This is a genomic window from Bradyrhizobium sp. AZCC 2289, from assembly GCF_036924615.1.
Taxonomy (GTDB): Bacteria; Pseudomonadota; Alphaproteobacteria; order Rhizobiales; family Xanthobacteraceae; genus Bradyrhizobium.
Genome location: NZ_JAZHRY010000001.1, coordinates 6,459,960 through 6,478,421, shown reverse-complemented (window position 1 = coordinate 6,478,421; position 18,462 = coordinate 6,459,960). Strand labels below are relative to the sequence as shown.

9 protein-coding genes are annotated in these 18,462 nt (G+C 56.2%); 3 read left to right on the top strand and 6 right to left on the bottom strand.

All coding sequences use genetic code 11. The features are described from left to right. Positions 1 to 223: 223 nt before the first annotated feature. From V1289_RS30710 to zorA, 5 genes are read right to left on the bottom strand one after another with little or no spacing between them, the layout of a single operon-like run. Entirely contained in the window at positions 224 to 1,144 is a 921-nt protein-coding gene (locus V1289_RS30710) for an ASCH domain-containing protein (RefSeq protein WP_334401528.1), read from the bottom strand. Beyond that, complete coding sequence (locus V1289_RS30705; RefSeq protein WP_334401526.1) at positions 1,141 to 4,134, bottom strand: DEAD/DEAH box helicase; 2,994 nt, start codon at positions 4,132 to 4,134, stop codon at positions 1,141 to 1,143. Before V1289_RS30705 ends, V1289_RS30710 begins: the two co-directional genes overlap by 4 nt. Next, entirely contained in the window at positions 4,134 to 5,525 is a 1,392-nt protein-coding gene (locus V1289_RS30700; protein WP_334401524.1) for an EH signature domain-containing protein, read from the bottom strand. The genes V1289_RS30705 and V1289_RS30700 overlap by 1 nt, the downstream gene beginning before the upstream one ends. Next, positions 5,522 to 6,394, bottom strand: a complete 873-nt coding sequence (locus tag V1289_RS30695) for an OmpA/MotB family protein (RefSeq protein WP_334401523.1) — start codon at positions 6,392 to 6,394, stop codon at positions 5,522 to 5,524. The genes V1289_RS30700 and V1289_RS30695 overlap by 4 nt, the downstream gene beginning before the upstream one ends. A 10-nt stretch (positions 6,395 to 6,404) precedes the next feature. Next, the gene (gene zorA / locus V1289_RS30690; protein ID WP_334401521.1) at positions 6,405 to 8,594 is read right to left on the bottom strand and encodes an anti-phage ZorAB system protein ZorA; all 2,190 of its coding nucleotides are present in this window, start codon (positions 8,592 to 8,594) and stop codon (positions 6,405 to 6,407) included. Positions 8,595 to 9,288: 694 nt separating this feature from the next. Between zorA and V1289_RS30685 the strand changes: the two genes are divergently transcribed. From V1289_RS30685 to V1289_RS30675, 3 genes are read left to right on the top strand one after another with little or no spacing between them, the layout of a single operon-like run. Next, positions 9,289 to 10,884, top strand: a complete 1,596-nt coding sequence (locus V1289_RS30685; RefSeq protein WP_334401518.1) for an anti-phage dCTP deaminase — start codon at positions 9,289 to 9,291, stop codon at positions 10,882 to 10,884. Beyond that, positions 10,884 to 12,854, top strand: coding sequence for a toll/interleukin-1 receptor domain-containing protein (locus V1289_RS30680; protein WP_334401515.1), 1,971 nt, complete (start codon positions 10,884 to 10,886; stop codon positions 12,852 to 12,854). The genes V1289_RS30685 and V1289_RS30680 overlap by 1 nt, the downstream gene beginning before the upstream one ends. Then, positions 12,851 to 14,365, top strand: coding sequence for an argonaute/piwi family protein (locus tag V1289_RS30675; RefSeq protein ID WP_334401513.1), 1,515 nt, complete (start codon positions 12,851 to 12,853; stop codon positions 14,363 to 14,365). Before V1289_RS30680 ends, V1289_RS30675 begins: the two co-directional genes overlap by 4 nt. A gap of 279 nt (positions 14,366 to 14,644) precedes the next feature. Here V1289_RS30675 and V1289_RS30670 read toward each other — a convergent pair whose 3' ends face one another. Continuing rightward, entirely contained in the window at positions 14,645 to 18,433 is a 3,789-nt protein-coding gene (locus V1289_RS30670; protein ID WP_334401511.1) for an AAA family ATPase, read from the bottom strand. Between the last annotated feature and the right edge of the window lie 29 nt (positions 18,434 to 18,462).

Below are 18,462 nucleotides of genomic sequence, written 5' to 3'. Positions count from 1 at the left end.
GCGCCTCACTACTCTGACATCCCACGGTCGTTGCCTAACCCGGATCGCTCTCCAAATTCCCTCGGTCGGCTGATTTTCCGAACGACATTCTTGATCAATTCCTTTTCGCGTCGATAGCACACTGCTCTACACGCCAAGCCGGTATGAACGTCGCGATGGAGAGTGCCACCGATGATACTGCCATAGCGTCGTTGGTGTGGATCATGCTGCCCTGTCCTGTTGGTTACTTACTGCGGATAAATTCGATCAGTTTGCCGAAATGCTCGCCGGCACGCTGCTCTTCCAGCAGCCAGCCATGCCCAAACGGCTCGCCGTCCTGCTGCGGCCCCTTGAAGGCCCGGAAGGCGCTGTGACGCATGCGATGGTCATTGGTCCTGGCATTGACGAAGCGCTGCGCTCCGGGAATGACCGCCACGTCAGGCGCTATCCGGCCGTCGAGCGCCGGCGCCAGGAAGATCTGGAATCGTGGCGAGGACCGCGCCATGCGGTTCACTAGGACGATCTGGTCCCCTGCCCGCGACGGCACAGTAAAACTGCGCATCTTCGTCGTCTCGGAGCCAAGCGCCTTGACCCTCACTCCAAGCCTGTCGGCGGTAGCGACGAGTTCAGCTTCCAGTGCCGGCGAAATCCTGGCTTCAGTCCCGCGAATGCGATCCGGCTCCTGCTCGGCAGCGTCGGAGATGGTGGGAGCTTTAGCCGGACGAGACGGCGCCGACGGCGGTGAGGGTCTCGCGGTCGCCACGACTGGTTCGGCCGGGCTTCCGAGCTTGCCACGCGCGACCGACTGGGTAACGCCGGGGTCAAGATTGACCCAAGTGACCGCGCCGCTCGGATGAAGATACGGGACGGGCGACGACAGCCGCCGCGCGTTGACGATCAGCCACGGGAACAGCCAGCCGTTCGCAATGGCGCTTCCCTGCTCCGATGGCGGCACGCCATGGAACTGGACGGAATCGGCAAGCCCCCGCGCATCAAGTTGAGGCAAGCTGTTAACGAGGTCGGCGACACCGACGATCTGGCCAGTGCCTTTTCGGATGAGCGCGATTTCGCCGCGCATCGTTGTGTGCTGGGTGCGCAGTTCCCACGTCTTGCTGCCGTCCATGATCATGCCGATCCATGGCTCCCTGATTATCAAGCCCTTCACAGCCGTGTCCCGCCTTCGGACGTTCCGATGGTCTCATTGAAGAGTACACCGACGTCGGCCTCCCCCACCGGCGGCGCCAGCATGTGGCGCGACAGCGAGCGCTTGGATTCAAGCAATCGGTCGAGATTGGCGTCGAAAGATCTGTCGCCGAGCGACGGATGCACGGCCATCGGCACGTGGACCGTCACCGGCTTTGATTGTCCGATGCGATAGACGCGATCATTGCACTGGTCCTCGACGGCCGGATTCCACCAGCGGCTGAGATGGATCACGTGGTTGGCGGCCGTGATGGTGAGGCCGACGCCTGCAGCTTTCGGCGACAGAACCATCAGGTTGAAGCCCGGAAGTCCGTTCTGAAAGCGATCGACGATGTCCTGGCGCTTCGCGCCCGGCGTCGTTCCGTTGATGATGACGGGCTCCGACCTCAATCCGAGCAGCGTCGCCGCCGCTGCCGCAAAGGTGGCCTGGACGTCGCGATGCTCCAGAAAGACTAGCGCCTTTTCGTCGTTCTTCTCAATCTGCCTAAGAATTGCGAAGACCTCTTTCACTCGCGCGGATTCGCTGACCCATTTGGTCGCCGCTTCCGGATCATAGGGATCGATATCGCCGCCCCCGTCGGGATGAAGCGAAATGGATCGAAGCGCGTGGATCACCTTCAGCATCGCGCCGGGCGATCGCTCGCCTGACTGCGCCTCCCGGACCGCACTCGCATAGGCCTCGCTTTGCGCTGGTGGCATCTCGACGCGATAGGGCTTGATGCTCTTTGCCGGTAGGCCGACCAGGATCTGGTCCTTCATTCGCCGCAGCATGATGGCGGGAAGACCGAGCCGCGGTTCATCAAGCTTTGCCTTGAGGTCTTTCAACGCGTCATGGGCATCTTCGGTATGGGTGGCGGAGAACGTCTTCAGGTCTCCGAGATACCCGGGCGCCACGCGGTCCATGATGCACCACAGATCTTCCAGGCGGTTCTCGATCGGCGTCCCAGTCAGGCCGAGCACGAAATCCGCATTCAGCGCCTTGGCGGCATGGGTATTGATGGTGCCCGGCGACTTCACCTTTTGCATTTCGTCGAAAATGACGATGGAGCATGGAACCCGCGCAAAGGCCCGATGATTGTCGGCGAGCGTCTCATAAGTCGTCAGGATCCAGTCCGCGCTCCGGAGCCTGTCGACATCCAGCGCATCCTCCGGCGTCCAGTCGGCCGCCTTCGCGCGCTTGAGCTTTTTGAGCCCGGAGCCGAACGCGTCGATCCGGTCACCCAGAACATCGGGCGCAAGGTGAAGCGCAGACTCCGCCGCCCAGTTTCGCAGGAGAGCGGTAGGCGCAACGATTAAGATCGGACCTTTGGCGGGCGCGCCCGAAACTCCGCGGGCCTTCGCGGTCATATTGGCTCGAACCCAGGCAATGAAGGCCAATGCCTGGAATGTCTTGCCAAGGCCCATGTCGTCCGCAAGCAGAACGCCTGGCCAGCCAGCCTCCCATGCATCAACCAGCCATTTGAGGCCTTCCGTTTGATGCGGCTTCGGCCGGGTCAGGGCAAGGCTGGCAATCGGCAAGTCCCGGCTGATCAAGACCGGCCGTCGCGGATGGCTGAGCTGATGTTCTACGCCGTCGATATTCTGCTTGATGATGAGCACGTTTTCATCGTCAACAGGCAGATCCTCATCCTCGTCAGGCTCTGGGTTTACATCAGTGCCCGGCTCTTTCGTTGGGAACCGCAAACCTGTTACGGCAGCTTCCACCTCGACGACCGTATAGATTTCCTCATCGATGGCGACGTCCGGACGCTCTTCTCGCTTAGCGACATCGACCTGCTCGATAATCTCGTCGAGCCGTTCCGGCGTCAGTTCGATGGTCCTACCGCGCAACGTGACCGGGAACGTCTCGGGTGCCCACTGCCCAGCCTTCTTCTGCATCCAGGGCAGCTTCGGCGGATCCCAGATTCCCAATCCGAGGACGCGCTCGGAATATTGCCTCGTCTCGACAAAAAGACCAATCGCGGCCAGATCAGCATCATCGCGTCCAAGCGCCGTTGCGATGGCAGGTCGTGGATTACGAAGGAAGTTGCGACGGACCTCCGGATTGGCCTTACGCATTTCGCGAACAACGTCGAGCGCAACCTTGAGGTCCGGGTCGAGGATGACGAAGGTATTGCGGGCGAGAACGTAGGCGTCGTGGGTTTTGCCTGAAGGGCCAAATCGCTCGTCGGCGAACCTCTTCTGCAACTCCGGTGGCAGCAACGCGTCGGCGCTGTCGTCGCGAAGTTCGCCATCGACGGCCTCATCGTCTCCGTCATCCTGAATTGGAGCGTTATCGTCCAGGGACGGAGCCTTGTTGCGCCCCATTAGCACGGGGACCAGGTCAGGTCCGTTTGCGGTTTCGCGCGCGTCGAGCGCGAAACTGCCGGCCTGATAGATCGTCAGTGAACCAAGAAAGCCATCCGCCTTAACCTCTGATCCAGTCACTTCCTGCAGCGCGGCCTGAACCGGTTGCCACTTCGCGATGCGGGTCTCGATATCGCGACCGACGCTGTCATTAAAGCCGTCAATCGCCTCCAGAAGCTCGAACAAGGCAGACGAGAGACGTGAAGTCTGGTCGCCGACCTCAACGAACGCGCCCACCCGATTGGCCGAAACTGAACGCGTGCGTTCGTCAAACCAACGTACGCGGATCGTCCCGTCAGGTGTGTCAAGCCGTCCATCGAACGTCAGCGTCACCGACACCAGCGAGAGCGCCGGCATATTGAGCTGGTTGGCGATCGACGCAGGCATCTTTGCAGCATACCGGTGTGACAACAGGAACGATTTTTCGTCCGCGCGCGCATCCTGGCTTTCTACAGCCGCCATCAGCACACGCGCTGCCACGCCGCTCGAACCCGCCTCATCCGCCCAATCCGACACGGCAACATCGATGGACTTGAGCAGGCGCCGGCGTTTCGCTTGAATGCGAACGCCGTCCGGCAGCAATGAGCAGGAATATGTAAGGGCCATTAGGTTACCTGATACTCGCGTTGACCAATTCGAACGCCGGTCATCTGATGGATCTTTTCCGCTACCTTAGACTGCCACGCATAATTTTCCGCACCTTGGTGCGATATTGCAAAGATGGGTTCAGCGAGATTGGAATATGCTCCTTCAGGAGCCCGCAAATCGTGGGGTCGGTAGGTAATCGCATGGAGCGCAGGAGCCCCGCCCGCTTCCGCGTCATTCCAAATGATGCATCGGCCCGCGTGACTCCATTCCGCAACGACGCCACGACCGATCCGCAGCAAGAGAACCGCCTGTCCCTTCAAAACAGAGCCACGGTCAAACGTTGCAAAAGAGATTTCTTTGCCAAAGGTGCGACGAGCGACGTCTGCACCGAGGGGCGTGAAAACAACCCAGGCATCGGAGATGAGCCCGCGATCATATACCGCGCCCCAAAACGCCCGACGGTGCTTCCACATTCTATCGTCGGCCGTCTGATCAACCACTTCGAGGAACTGTCTGAGGGACTGTTTTGTCAGCCAACGCCGAACAATTGCGGCAGCCTCCCGCATCCGGGCCCACTTCGCCGGCTGCGATCGCGGGTCGCCAAAGAGGCGGAGCAGAATTGCCAGGAATTTGTCAGTGACGCCCTCTTCGGGAGTGGTGTCGCCAAACGGCAAAAGCAGGGCATCCGCAACCAGCGGGCCATGCTCCTGAAACAACAATTCACGGCCATCCCGGAGTGCGAATGTCTTGACGCATTTCAGCCGCACCTCGTGCCGCGGCTCTTTCCCATCACGCATCTGTTCAAGCGCCCTCGCGATGCTATACTTGGCAAAACCGGATTGTGCATTCACGGCGCCCAGCCCATACCCAGACAGCACTTCTGTTGGTGATATGCTACGCTCGACCGCCATCCGCGCCAGGTTTTGCGGCCCATCCACAAAATGGAACAGGCTCAGGTCGTTTTGGAGCGGTGCCCACGGCTTACCCATGCCGCTGGCTAGGCGCATCAGAACTGAGGAGATATCCTCGATCCGATTCCGATCAGGCGCATAACTCGCCATGTAAGACGAGGCCAACGCCCGAAACGGTTGCCTCCTGCCCGAGGTCTCCGTCGCTTTTATCAGCGACGCGACTGTTGGGTTGCTCAACGCCAATGCGGGCGTCGTCTCCCACAGGCACCAGGCCGCATCGCGCGCTTCACGTCGTGTCAGTTCACCCGTGGTGATCACCTTTTCCAAAATGTCTTTGGCGACAAGGTTGTAGTTTTTGCTGGGCTTGGGTGAATCGGAGCCCGAGGCGGCAGAACCGATCTTGTCTGCCTCACGGGCAGTTCGGGTAATCGCCGGAATCGGCAAGGCGGGCAGCCGGGCGGTTCGCAAGGTTCGTATCGAAGCCTTGAAGCCACTCATTTGCGGCGCCCGCTGGCGGTCACAAGTCGGTCGATCTCGACCTTCATGGAGTCCGTCAGGTTGATGATCTGCTTAAGGCGCTGCTTGGAATCGACTTCCATGACGAAGCGGAGGTCGATTCGACGATTCCTAGCCCATGCCTCACGGTTTTCACTGGGATCGATCGGTCGTGTGGACGCGTAGCCCGAGACAGAAATGATTTCCTCATTGCGAGTGTTGCGCAAGGTACGCAGGCTAGGCGCGAAGTTGACGATCTCGCGATAGGTATTCACTGATCTTTCCGCCGAGAGCTGCCAGTTGTACCGATCGTCGCCTCCCCTGGCGCCGGTCGAATCGGTATGCCCCTCGATAAATACAGTCTCAATGCTCGACTCTAGCCCGGCGCGACATTTGTTCTGCCCCGCCGAAATCTGACATGCCACATAGTTCGGGATCACCTTTTCAAGAACGCGTGCGATCCTGTCGACGTTGAATTTGGCTCTGTCCAAGAGAACGGACTGGCTGGCATCGAACCGAACGGCGTCTTCGGTAAGGCGCAAAACGCCGTTCGCCTCGTCGATCTGGACGTCCATGCCGTCCGCTTTAAGCTCCGATTTCAGGGTCGTGAGAAGTTTACGTCGCGTTTCCTGGCTTCTGTCCATCGATGCAATTTCTGCCTTCACATCCTTCTGCAGATCATCGAGCTTGCGCGCGACTTCCCGCGCGACATCGATGGCATTGTCCTGGACATCGGTCTTGGTTCTGAAATCAAGAGCGAAGATCATGAGCATAATGATAAAAATAAACAGTACGCCGACCATCATATCAGTCATCGAGACGAAATAGTTCTCGCCTTCTTCTGATTCTGAGGCGCTCTCGTCCGCAATCATTGCTCAGTCCTCATTGCCGAGCCGGCGACCGAAGCGCGACTTTCAAATCCGAAACTGATTCCCCGAGCTCTTCGGTATTGCTCTTCAACTCCTCCAGGAATGGGTTTAGCCGCGAGATGGCCGTTGCAAAACTTTCATCGACTTTGGACGCGTAGGAGACAAGTTGCTGACCTTGAGTGCTAACTGCCTCTGACAGATCGCCGATTGCCTTTCCGAGCTCCTCGTCGACACGCTCGAATTTCTCGGAATAACCAGTCCAGACGGTGGAAAGCTGGCCAATATGTGCCCCTAGCGTCCCTGCGAAGTCCGCCGCCGATCGCTGTCCAACCTCGAAGCTTGCGACAGACCGAGTTACAGACTCAGCGAGTTTCGCGTTTGAATCGACAACGCTTACGGAAATACGCTCGCTCGCGCCGGACACGGCGGTGGTCAAGCTCTGGGTCGCGCCGGCAATTCTCTCGCCCGACTGCAAAAGCGGAGCCGATGCTGAGCGAACGTCCTGTGCCGTTGCGCCGAAAGCGTCGGCAGCCAGCCGGGTTTGATCGGTGGCGTCTCTCAAAGCTGTCACCTGCGACGTCATTCCCAGTTCGACGCTGCGGATCGTGCTGGCAAAGGTTTCCAATTCGGTTCGAATAGATTGCATCGCCGCCGCGAGGCCATCCTTCAACGCATTCGCTGCCTGAGTTGAGGCCGCCGCGACGGCGTTTACTGCGCCCGATTGGGCCACGCCAACTATTGCATTGGTATCGCTCAATCGGCGCGACATGTCCTGATGGTAAGACTCGAGCCCACCGCGGAAACTCTCAACCTGACCTTCCAGCTTCGCCATGACGCGCGCCATCGCCTCCTCGACCTTCCCAGACGCGCCCGACGCTGCCTGTCCGAGCTGTTCATCCACCTTCTGATTGGCTCGCTCAAACGTCTCGCGCAACGCGCCGACGACATCCATGAGCGCGTTCCGGCTTTGCTCGGAACTCTCATTCATCCGGCCACCAGCGTCGGAGACCAGTCGATTGAGGTTCTCGGCGGCTTCGGTCATCCGGCGCCCGAAGTCTTCGCCCGTCCGACCGATCCCGCCCTGAGCCTCTACGAGCGCACCTTGCATGGTTTGTAATGTTTTGGTCAGCTCACGAAGTTCGTCGCCAGCTCCGACCTGAAGTGTCTGGCTGAACTCCTTCATGAGATCCGAGACTCCGCTCTGGCTCGATTCGGAAATTCGCTCCATCGCGTTGTTGATACTGGCTGTGACAGGAGCCATCGCGGTAGTAAATGCCGATTGTATTTGCGGTGAAATCTTTTCGCCCATGCGAGCAAAGAAGTCAGCGCTGTTTATCTGCTTCAATTCGGTGAGCTGAGCACTAAGGGACTCATTCATATTCCAGGCGATTGACTGTGATGAGACGAATCGCACGCGTTTCTCGAGTTGGTGGTTGAGCCGATCAAAAGCGGCCTCGATCCAAACGGTATAAAATCTAAAGAAAATCGACAACACGATGGACGATCCCAAGCCAGCGATGGAGGTCGTAAATTTGAATGTCGCAACTTTCAGCAGCTGGCGAGTGGCTATTTGCATACCGTTAGCATCGTTGCTACTGACGGCCGCCGATGCCTGTTGAAGCGCCAGAACGAGTCCGATAAAAGTGAGAAGCAGCCCGACACCAACGAAGTAGCCAGGTACACTCCCCATCATCTTCAATCCGGGCAATCGCTCTCTCGCAGCGCCAAAATTGAGGAGGCTGCCGGGGCGCACCGTCGTTTGTATTGCTTTTGCTCCGGGTATGCGGAATGTCGTCTGGTCAAATACTCGCCAAGCTTGGCCAATGAGTGGGTGCTTTGACAGACGCTGGTCAATCGCATCAAAATTTTCTGCGAATAAGGCTGAGCTTCTCGCCCTCGTGACTGGCCGGCTCGCATCGAAAATTGCAAGGCTGATAAGCACCACGTGCATGATAAAGTATGCGACAGCCAATCCGAGAGCCACCGCCCCAATCATAGCGGCCAGCGCAAAGGCGAAATCCTGCGAACTCAGACCTTCAAGATGCCCGGAGGCGAAAGCTAGGCCGATCGTCTCGTGAATGAGGGGGAATTCGAGAATAGGAAACTTCAGCGAAGTGGCGTAAACGGTGGCCGAAACGATAGCCCAGAACAAGACGAAACGAATCACGCCGCTCCACAGAAGGCGCGAAGAAAAAAGTCTCATTCGAAGAGCTCCCGGGGACCTTTAGTTCCAGACGCGCCTTTTGACTGCATTTTTTCATCGGCGCAATGCCGAGTTAGGCGTCAGTTGCCCATCGTCGCTCGTCACTATTTTTCCTCCACTTGTGAAGATGTTGCGAAGATCCCGGCCAGCATTGTGTCCGTGTTGTGAGCCGTCAAGCTCTCACGTCTCGGTCAAATGACGGACACAGAAGTCCCCGCCGTTTCACAATGAAAAGCTGACTTCGGTTATCGAAGGTTACGGAATTTCTCGCCTCAAAAAATTGCAAGCGGTTGGCGTCTTCCACCAGCTCGCGCAAGTACTGGCGCGCCTGAAAAGGGCCCATCCGCCAACAGAAATATGCTGGCTGCAGGACAGTCTTTTGGTGCTCCCTAGGGAAAGCACCGAGCAAAGCCGAAAGCCACTGATTCTTCGAGTGTTTTTGGCCGACCTACCGTTGCTGGGTAGCGAATTCGCGGTTGTCCGGAGGGCTGATCTACAAAAGCTCACGGTCGAGGGTGTGGTATCCCCGCCAAAAGCTTTTATTGGCGGGTAGCTCAGGTAGTAAGGGCCTGTGAATACTCGCTATTTGTAAGCCTTGTGAGGCTTACCTCGCGACTCCGACTTCGACCTTCGATACTATGATCTTATTCGATTTCCGATTCGTATAATTTAACCCGTATCGAGAACTTTTCATATGGCAGTGCAACCAGCAATTACTCCTCCCAATGCGAGCGGATCACTAAAGCCAGCGAAATCACTCGTTTTGGAAAATGCTTCCAACGAAGTTGTATTCGCAGTCGTCGGTTATGTTGGGTCCGGGACGAGCGAGATCGCCACGGCCCTCAAAGGCCTTCTTGAAAGCCCGGCACTGCCTGACGGACAATTCGATGTCGAAATCTTGAAAGCGCGAAAGGTAATCGAAGAATGGGCACCGAAGAATGACGAGCAGGTGCCCAACACACCCCCAAACAATCTGGCCACCACCGAAGCCTTCCAAGACCTCGGCGACAAGATGCGCTCGAAAGGTGACCATGCGATTGTCGCACGACACCTCATCGAAAAGATAAGGCTCACTCGCGCGGACAAGCTTGGGATTCAGAATCCCGGAGAGAGTGAGGTGCAACCTGACGGCACTCGCCGTGCATACATTCTAGATTCGATCCGGCATCCGGCCGAAGTTGAGTTGTTGCGCCGCGTGTACCAAGATGCGTTCGTATTGGTTGCTGTGGTATGCGAAGCAAATACCCGCCTGCAACGCATCGGGAAGAAATACACCAACGCAGGAGTTGGAGATTCTGAAACATTCATGGCGCGCGATGCTCGTGCCGCTGAAAAGCACGGCCAGCGCGTCTCCGATGCATTTCACATGGCGGACTACTTTGTAGACAATACCGCCGATCAATATCTAGAAGGTCAAGAACCCAATCCAGATTGGGATATCAGCGAGAAACTATCGCGGCTTATTCGAATTATGACTGCGGCGGACGTTGTTCGCCCTTCATTAGCCGAGACGGCGATGCATGACGCCTACGGCGCGGCGATGCAGAGTGCGTGCCTGTCACGACAAGTCGGCGCAGCACTTCTAGATGCGAACGGCAATGTAATCGCTACCGGGACGAATGAAGTCCCCCGTGCCGGAGGCGGCGTCTATGGTGAGTCATTCGTAGACAGCCAAGATGACCACCGCTGCGCTTATCAAAAGAGTGGGAAATTCTGCAGCAACACGAAGGAGCAGAATACCATCATCGAGCATTTGATTGAGGACGTTCCGGAGCTCGATAAGCTCGATAACATTAGGAAGAATTCTCTCAAGCTAGAATTGAGGGGTAGCCGCGTCGGGGATCTTCTAGAATTTAGCCGAGCCGTGCACGCCGAAATGGACGCTGTTTTCTCAGCCGCGAGAAAAGGGGTCACTACCGTCGGGACGCGCCTTTTTGTGACAACTTTTCCCTGTCACTATTGCGCACGAGGAATAGTAGCCGCCGGTATCGATGAAGTTCAATACATCGAACCCTACCCCAAGAGCCAAGCACTTACTCTTCATTCCGATGCCATAACTGTTCGCGCGAGTAAATGGCTTGAACCTAGCAAAGGTGGCAACAAAGTTCTGTTTCGCGCCTTTACCGGCGTTGCTCCTCGTCTATACAGACGAGCATTCTTGAAGGATCGCGATCTCAAGGATTCTAAAACAGGGGCATTTCAGATAGGAGTGCCTGAATGGGGCACACCTTGGCACCTTCAAGGTGTTAGCTATGTAGCGCTTGAGGCAGCTTTGGCCAAATCAAAATAATGGCGGATTTCAAAAAGCAAAGACCGAACTTCCTTCGGATTGTAGAGACCGAAGAAATCGACGCGCCTATTTCGCAGGATGTGTTTGCGCGACCTGCTTGGCAAAATACGCTGTTTGCAAACGAAAACCAGTCGCTCGTTATATTCTTAAACGTTGACGCGCTCACAGAGAACGATTTTCGGACGACTATTGAAGGCTCCAAGCCAAGATATGTTTTCGACGTTCGCCGCGTACCGCGCTTTGACATAGGTAGTCTAAATCGCCGAGAGGCGTTCGCGCTATTCAAAAGTCACGCGGCGCAGTACCTCGATCTTTCCAGCCTACATCGCGGCCTCCCCTCCCACCAGAGCTCTTCGGCAAAAGCGGCCGAAACAATATGGGACACGCAACTCGCACGGGCCTTGAAAGGTCCAATTGCGATCCTCGTCGACAGCAATCAATTCGACGAAGAATACGTTGCGCAATTGCTTGAGGGCCTTCCCATGGAGTCGCACGAGCCGTGGGATGTTCTGCGTCTTCCGTTTGTCAAAGCTAGTGCGAGTCGCGCAGATACCGCACGCTCAGTAATTTTCATCAGCCACGCGAACCCAGAGGATAACGTTTTCACTCTCTGGCTAACGCAACAACTTACGTTGCTCGGTTTCGAGGTCTGGTCGGACGTAAACAATCTGAAAGCTGGTGACAAATTCTGGGAAGACATCGAGTCAACCATACGGCTCAAGTCAGCCAAAGTGATTGTCGTACTGTCAAAATCTTCTCAGACAAAGGCAAATCTACTGGATGAGATTGACTTGGCTGTTCGCGTTGAACGCGCCGAAAATATTACCCGATTCGTGATCCCCGTGCGAATTGATGAAATAGGTTTCGACCAAGTCAGAGCCAACCTTGCTCGGAAAAATATCATCGACTTCAATCAAAACTGGGCCAACGGTTTGATGGCTGTCCTTGGAGCACTCGACGAAGATAGGGTACCAAAACGGACGGGGACTCTGTCCAGTGCCATGAGCAAAATTCAGCTGAGCGGCATACATAAGGTGCCGTTAGTCACGCATAAACCAGAGCTACTAACAAGCAATTGGCTACTGATTAATGACCTGCCGGATGTTATACGTCTATTCGACGTCGCCGCACCGGGCGATAAGATCGAAAGTATTGCTCGATCGCTGCGTGTACCATCCTTTAAGTACCTCCGACTTATCGGCTCGTTCTCTAGCGGCGAAGGAATCGCGGGCCCTGACTCGGCTTTGCCCGCTTTGACGGAAAAGTACGCAATACCTTTCGATGATTTCCTCAGAGGAGCCAGCTCTGAACTGCCCGGAATGAGAGCGCGCGACGCGCACAATCTCTCTATTAGCATGCTCCGCCAAGCTTGGGACTTTGAAATGGATAAGCGAGGCTTGCGCAGTTTTGCAATGGCTTCCAATGCCCTGGCTTGGTACATGCCCACTGATTTTATCCCGAATAACAAAGTGCAGTTTCTCGACGCAACTGGCAAAAAGCGCCGAAAATCACTAGTCGGTTGGAGTGAACGTAGAAAAGTCTTTTGGCACTTTGCCGTTGAAGCGCGGCCCGTACTGGGCGCACATCCTCGCTTTGTGCTGCGCCAGCATATTATTTTCACTGCGGACGGTTCGACTCCGCTCGTTAGCAAAGATCGAATGCATGCCCTTCGAAGGCGCTTCTGTAAGAGTTGGTGGAATGACCGTTGGAGAGATATGTTGATCGCCTTCGTCACTTGGTTGAGCCCAAGTGCGGGACTTAATTTGGGTGGTGATACAGTCCTCGGACTTGATGACCAACTTTTCTCGCTTTGGTCTCCTCTATCACTCGAAGACGATGCTAAAGTCTCCGTGGAGTCGACCGACGAAATAGTGGAAGATGACGAACTGTCTGCCGACGATGATGTGGTCGATTTGGAAGATACTTCGGAGTTCTCACCTTCTGAAACATCTGAAGTGATTGGCGAATGACCGACTTTGATAAAGTCAGCGTGCTCGACGAGCCAAAGCTAGAATTCGGGTTTCGACAACAACTTGAAGATCCGAGAAATGGCCTGTTTCTCTTCGGGCCGATAAACGATCACCGCAAACCGTCGCAAATACGCGCTGGCGTTGTTGGGACGCAGCAAGGCGTCTCGATATTTCATGACTGGCTTAATGAAACAAACCGATTCATTCCGCAGGTTTCGGAGGATTCCCCGCATCAATTTGCCTTCCCTGGATTTGAGGCAGCTTTCAGAACTAAGTGGCCGGCTACTCCCGTAGTTGAGATTGCGATCTCGGCAACTGAAATCGCTAACACCATCCGACAGTCGGATAGACACAAAGCCATATTCGACACCGTTTCACTGTTTGAGAAGCCAATTCGGCGGCAACTGCGCGAGGAAGACGCTGCAGTGGACGTCTGGTTTGTGGTTATTCCGGATGAAGTTTGGCGCTTGGGAAGACCTCTTTCCCGGCTGACGAAGACGGAAACGATTTATTCTGGCCGCTCCATCGGCCCAAAAGTCGCAAAGAGGCTATTTACGGAACCCTCGCTTTTTGCAGAGGAAATGAATGCGGCGGAAATCTACCGGTACGAGGTGAATTTTCATCATCAACTCAAAGCACGTCTGATAAATTCGCGCGCTGTCGTTCAAGTCGTACGAGAGAGTACACTAACGAGCGGCTTCTCGGATGACGTCCATCAAAGACGCTTACAAGACCCTGCGACCGTCGCTTGGAATCTTTGTACAACCGCGTTCTTCAAGAGCGGTGGCCGACCATGGAAACTCGCCGATGTGCGTGAAGGTGTTTGCTACGTAGGACTTGTTTTCAAAATCAACACCGCGGACCTTAGTAAGGGGAACGCCTGCTGTGGCGCACAGATGTTCTTGGATTCTGGCGATGGAATGGTTTTTAAGGGTGCGATGGGCCCATGGTACTCGAACGAGACAAAGGAATTTCACCTTCCGAAAACCGAAGCTCGTGCGCTTATGTCTCGGCTGCTCCAGTCATATATCGACGAACACAAAAGAGAACCCGTAGAACTATTTGTTCACGGACGCACGAGATTTAATGACGAAGAATGGGCCGGATTTCGCGAGGCGGTGCCCGCTCATATAAACCTCGTTGGCGTTAGAATAACCCGCTCCCAAGAAATGAAGCTGTTTGCTTCTGGACGCATACCGCTATTGCGGGGGTCATACTATAAACTGGGCCAACGTAGAGCGTTGCTTTGGACAACAGGATATATAGCGCCTCTTGCGACCTACCCCGGCCGCGAAGTCCCGAATCCTCTTCTGATTGAGGTAAACAGAGGTGACGCAGACATTGATAGGGTGCTTGCGGACATTATGGGGCTGACGAAAGTCAACTTCAACGCCTGCCTCTTTGCGGACGGATTGCCCGTAACTTTGCGCTTTGCAGACGCCGTAGGTGAGATACTTACGGCCGCTCCTATTTTAGACGACGCTCCCTTGCCTTTTAGGCATTACATTTAATTCGCGCAGGGTCGATACGCTTAACTTATTCAAATGCGTACAATTGCCGACAAATCAGCGTAGAAAGTGCATGGCTTCGGCCAAGCTGGCGGAGAGAGTGTCCAAATTAGTATATATCGCCCTCATTCGCATACGTTCGCCGACATTCAAGAAACACATGCGCCACAGGCGCGAGCAGTGCGCCGGGCCTCACGTGCGTTCGCCCCAATTCGCGTGCAATCTTCACGCATGTATGGGCCGGAATATGGGCCAAAGCGATCGACGGAAAGGTGAAGTCGCTTATCGACCCCACAGCCGCTCGATCAATGTCCGGATCGCCGGGGTATCAAGACCCTTTTTGGGTCCGTCCTCCGTGACGATCAGCCGACCGGTGGGCGTTCCTTCGCTCCAGCGCTTGATCTTGTTCTCGGCATAGAAGGCGAGCTTGGCTTTCCAGCGGCTTGCATAGTCGGGCTGGTCGAGCATGCCGCAGTGTTCCCAGTACCACGTTTCACCGTCACGATCCTCAATCGAGAAATCCGGCCAACGCTGCCTGTTGTTTTCGCCAACCAGGACGCGTTCAAAGAAATAGCGGATGCCAAGCTTCTTTTCCGCCTCGAACAGCAGATCGGCGATCACCAGTTCGGATTTTGAGCTTACTAAGTCGCCCCTCGCGCTGCGATGGATAAGCTTCTCCTCAAGGAATGTCCGTCCAACAGTGCCGGCAGGGGCTCCCGCCGGCGGGCCCGCATCGATCATCGTCGGCGGCGCAAACAGGTTGGTGATCCGCCGTGCAACCTCGGAGAAAAAGGGCGATCGCAGGGCCCGCAAATGCGCCAAATCGCCTTGATGAAGGATAACGACACGGTCCATTTGCCGGGTGAGAGCGGTGTAAAGCATTTCGCGCGAGAGCAACCGACTGCGCGCCGGCAAGACGAGGATCACTTTACCGAATTCGCTTCCTTGCGCCTTATGCACGGTGACAGCATAGGCCAGCTCCAGGATCGCCGTGCCCTCTTCTGAAAAGTCGCGTCCGCTGAAGCCGTAGGTCAGCTCCGGCTGCGAAGAGAACTGCACCTTCGTCCAGCTGGGTTTGTTGCCTGCTTTGTAGGCATCTCCCACAACGATACCAATCTCGCCGTTGGCAACATAGCCGTCACCTTTTTGTTTATCTGCGAAAGCATAGCTCTGCCGGTTGTGATTGCGGATACAAATAACCTTATCCCCATAAGTTATCTGCTCGGCACCGCGCGGCTGGATCATGCGATATTTGATATAGTACGGTGGGCCTTCATTGGAACTACGCGCGAACCGAAGCGTGTCGCTTCGAAACGCCTCCTTGATGTGGCGATTCAGATCGATAGATCCGCTCGACTGATTGCGATGCGGCGTTAAGATTTGCCACTGGTCACATTTGGCGATGCCGGTCCCTTCCTTGAAATACACATAGTCGCCTTGAGGGCTTCCGCCGAGCGCAACAGCGAGGCTCTTTTGTTGCGCATCCTTGTCCAGGCTCAATTCGTCTAAAAGCGTCGTGTCGAGGATCGCGCGCAACTCCGAGGGCGTCTTCCAGCGAACGAAACGCAGTCGTTCATCTGCGTTGCCGGCTAGAATGCCATCCAAGACTTCGTCTTCTCCCGGGGGCAGATCGCGGCCTGAAAAAAGGTCCGCGAGCTGCACATCAGCGCATGCGAGGTCGCGCGTTAGCGTACCGGTCGCGTTCGCCGACGCATGGCGACGCCTGACGGTGAGTTCAGCCACGCCCTTTCCGGCATGATCACGTTCGAGGTGCGAGATGAGATCGACGAATGGCCGGCCCGCGCCGATCGGCGGGAGCTGGCGCGGATCGCCGACTAGAATTAGGCGCGCAGAAATCGGCAGCGCGTCGACAAGCGCGGTCAGTTGGTCTTCGGTCAACATCGACGCTTCGTCCACGATGCAGGTGGTAACTCCGCCCGCCGATGGGGCATTGGAGTCGGCGAAGTAACGCTGGGTCCAGCCGTCGTATCGCTTGTATTCCTTCAGGAACAACGCAAGCGTTTTGGTATCTTCGGCACGGCGGGTCTGCTGACCGAGCCGCACGCGCGCCTTTCCGGTCGGCGCGAGAAGCGCAACGCCGGAGCCGACGAGCTTCTTTTGTTCGAGGAGTTGCCGAAGTACCGTTGTCTTGCCAGTGCCAGCGGGCCCAATCAGAACCGACAAGCGGTTATTCGCCAATACATCTAGCGCGAACGCCTTCTCGTTACGTGCTTTCTCCTCTTCCTTATCGTCCTTTTTAAGCGGGCCAAAAGCCTTTGCGAGCTTATCCGACCAATCCACCTTTCCAGGCGTGATCTTGCCTGTAACGCGATCGGCGACAGCGCGCCTGATGATCGATCCATAATCCGCGTAGCGCTTCAATTGTAGCGCAAGACCTCCGACGCCCGGCGCTTCGAAGACCGCGATCTCATTTTCGAATTCGTCCTTGCAGAGCTTCGCGGCGGTCGCATCGAGCGGAACTGGTCGCGTTGCAGGCAATTCCTTGGCGAGCCCATGGACGGTGTCGGCACCCAGCAAGGTATGACCTCCCTCGGAGGCTGCTTTCTCTAGAAGGTAGACGCCGATCGCGCGGAGCCGACGCGGATCATCATGCTCGTCGGGATCGATCGTGCATTCCTTCGGAAGCGGATAGCGTTTTAAGACCTCAGTGTCGGGGAAAATGCCGCGGTCGATTGTCCAGATACCAATCGGATCGCGCGACGATCGATCGTTTTCGTAAAGCAGGTATGGGTTCTCAAGCACAGCGTTCACCAGGTTCGTATCTTCGAACCAGCGGATTGCCTGGTCGCGGCTCAGCTCAAAGCGGGACAAAAGGCGTAACAATGACGCGCGGCGTGGTTCCTCCTTGTGAAGGTACGCCCAACGCTTCTGAAGCATCTTGGTGATCTTTGGTGCTCCCGCCGGGGCTGCCCCACCGCGAAATATTTTATCAGCGGCGATCCACGGATCGTCAGTTTCCGCTAGCGTTGCGGAGAGCGCGAGCGCAAATAGCGTTCCGTTAAACCCATTTTCCAGGGCCGAAAGGGCGCTACCGAGACCGGGGCATGGACCGCTCAACTTCCAGAGCCGGTTTATCTGCTGATCAATCCAGGCGATCTGCTGTGGCCACGGCCCTGTCAATTTCGTCGAAGCACGTTCCAGGGCAGTTTTGCACGCAAGCAACGCGGTAATGGCCGCGCCATGCGTGACATGCTCGGAGGCATAGGAAAACTGATCGCGCGATTCATCCGGCGCGCAGGCGAGGAATTCACCGGGATCAAGCGTATCGTCCTCGGCCGCACGTTCAAGGATCGCGTGGTAAGGGAGCACGATCCCGCCGATAAAGTGCCCGGGGTTGGCGGCATCCGGCCTGATCGAATGTTGGATCGGCCGCTCCCACATCATCGCGCGCAAATGACCCTTTGGCGCATCCTTGGCGTATTTGTATTGCTCGACCTTGCCTTTGTGTTTCAGCAGACCGACAGCAACGATAACGCGGCGATCGTCGTCCGCAAGCGGCGTGCGTTTTGCGTAAAAAAACGTCAGCGATTCCTCTTCTACGGCTCGTTCCGAGAATGCATCGAGAAGAGCCTGCTGGTTTTCGTGGTCCTGAATCCAAGCCGTACGCGCAAGAAAGGCGGGCTCCGTGGGCTCGCGTTCCTGGCTGACATCGAGGTCGAGGTTTTTGGCTATCTCAAATCCACTCTCGCGCAACAACCACCGGAAAGGGACTAGCGTCGCACCGAAGGCAGGCACGGGCACTGGTGTGCGCTCGATGTGCTTATGGGCTGGACTCCAATCCGCGTAGTTAAGCCTGACCTTAAGCGTGAGACCATGCTTTGAAAGGAAAGATGCACGCTCTTTAATGCAAGGCGGCTTTCGGTCATCATCTAGATCGTGAATCCATTCGCCGCGGCATCCATCCTCGGCGAGGTCGTTCCTATTTTCCGCAATGGCCTTGAGGACCACGCAGGACTGATTATTAACAGGATCGGTACAGACTCGACCATCCCATTTCGTATCCTGCCACGGCACACGAATAGACAGATGCGTGACGGCTGGCCCTTGCATGAGTTTCCCCCGGTTGCACGCATTGTGCT

Excerpts from the sequence above, each read along its gene's own strand:
- V1289_RS30705 (WP_334401526.1), bottom strand. The coding sequence starts at position 4,134 with ATGGCCCTTACATATTCCTGCTCATTGCTGCCGGACGGCGTTCGCATT.
- V1289_RS30700 (WP_334401524.1), bottom strand. The coding sequence starts at position 5,525 with ATGAGTGGCTTCAAGGCTTCGATACGAACCTTGCGAACCGCCCGGCTG.
- V1289_RS30695 (WP_334401523.1), bottom strand. The coding sequence starts at position 6,394 with ATGATTGCGGACGAGAGCGCCTCAGAATCAGAAGAAGGCGAGAACTAT.
- zorA (WP_334401521.1), bottom strand. The coding sequence starts at position 8,594 with ATGAGACTTTTTTCTTCGCGCCTTCTGTGGAGCGGCGTGATTCGTTTC.
- V1289_RS30685 (WP_334401518.1), top strand. The coding sequence starts at position 9,289 with ATGGCAGTGCAACCAGCAATTACTCCTCCCAATGCGAGCGGATCACTA.
- V1289_RS30680 (WP_334401515.1), top strand. The coding sequence starts at position 10,884 with ATGGCGGATTTCAAAAAGCAAAGACCGAACTTCCTTCGGATTGTAGAG.
- V1289_RS30675 (WP_334401513.1), top strand. The coding sequence starts at position 12,851 with ATGACCGACTTTGATAAAGTCAGCGTGCTCGACGAGCCAAAGCTAGAA.
- V1289_RS30670 (WP_334401511.1), bottom strand. The coding sequence starts at position 18,433 with ATGCAAGGGCCAGCCGTCACGCATCTGTCTATTCGTGTGCCGTGGCAG.